The sequence below is a fragment of the Terrisporobacter muris genome (assembly GCF_024621905.1).
Lineage (GTDB): Bacteria > Bacillota > Clostridia > Peptostreptococcales > Peptostreptococcaceae > Terrisporobacter > Terrisporobacter muris.
Window position 1 is genome coordinate 1 of record NZ_JANKBY010000522.1, and the last position, 1,599, is coordinate 1,599.

A 1,599-nucleotide genomic window follows, 5' to 3' on the forward strand; every position below is an offset into this window, starting at 1 on the left:
TTTAATATTTAATATTTCTTTAAGTACTTCCTCATCATCAATATATTTTATTAAATCTTGTAGTTTTTCTGCATCAGATTTAAATCCATATCCTATTAGTTTTCCAATTAAAGCAGCTAATTCTGGATTACAGTGCATTAACCACCTTCTAAAGGTTATACCATTTGTTTTATTATTAAATTTCTCTGGATATATCTCATAGAAGTTATTTAATTCATTATTTTTTAATATACCAGTATGAAGTGATGCAACCCCATTTACACTAAATGTGTAATGTATATCTATGTGAGCCATATGAACATTTTTATTTTTATCTATTATGTATAAAGATTCATCTTTATATTTTTCTCTTACTTTTCTATCTAGTTCTTTAATTATTGGTACAAGTTGAGGAACAGCTTTTTCTAAATATGCTATTGGCCATTTTTCTAATGCTTCTGCCAATATTGTATGGTTAGTATAAGCACAAGTTTTAGATACTATTTCTATAGCTCTATCCATTTCTATTCCTTTTTCAACTAAAAGGCGTATAAGTTCAGGTATAACCATTGTTGGATGAGTATCATTTATTTGTATTACAGCGTAATCATATAAATCATAAAGGTTAGATCCTTTTGCAATACATTCATCTAATATAAATCTAGCTCCATTACTTACCATGAAATACTGCTGGTAAATACGAAGAAGTTGACCTTTTTCATCACTGTCATCTGGATATAAGAATAAAGTAAGATTCTTTTCAACATTTTCTTTATCAAAGTTAATACCACCATTTATTATAGTTTCATCAACTGTTTCAACATCAAATAAATGAAGCTTATTAGTTACGTTATTATATCCTGTAACATTTATATCATATAGTCTAGACTTTAGTGTAAATCCATCAAAGTCAATATCATAAGTTACATCCGTTTTATTTAACCAACTTTTTTTTTCTATCCATTCATTTTTTTCTTCAATCTGTAAGTTATTTCTAAATACTTGTTTGAATAACCCAAAATGATAATTTAATCCTATACCATCTCCAGGAAGTCCTAATGTAGCTATAGAATCTAAAAAACACGCAGCTAATCTTCCAAGTCCACCATTTCCTAAAGAAGGTTCTGGTTCTACTTCTTCTATTTCAGCTATATTTTTTCCATTATTAGCTAGAATTTTTTTAACTTCATCGTATATACCTAGATTTATTAAGTTATTAGATAATAATTTTCCAATTAAAAATTCTGCAGATATATAATATAGTTTCTTTTTCTCTTGCTTTTCATTTACCTTATTTGCTCCAAGGTTTTGTACTATTTCTAATAATGCAAAGTAAATTTCTTCATTTGAACAAGCTGAAATATCTTTATTACACTTAACTTTTAGCATTTGTGATATATTCACAGATAATCCCCTTTCTGATTCACCTTTTATTTTATGGAAACGTTTTCGGTAACGTTACCATAAAACTCAAATCTATTCCTACATTAGAAAATGTTTGAGTTATACAATTAATATTAATTATGCGCTTTTAGAATCATTGTTTTAAAGTTATTATAGTTTATAAACTTTTATTTTACAACAATATTTAATCTATAATTTTTTTTATTTATTATTTTT

General features: G+C 26.0%; 1 protein-coding gene. It reads right to left on the reverse strand.

Annotated features, from left to right (window positions below):
* On the reverse strand, nucleotides 1–1,383 hold a 1,383-nt coding region (locus NSA58_RS19880), incomplete at its 3' end, for a glycogen/starch/alpha-glucan phosphorylase (RefSeq protein ID WP_257560913.1).
* Between the last annotated feature and the right edge of the window lie 216 nt (nucleotides 1,384–1,599).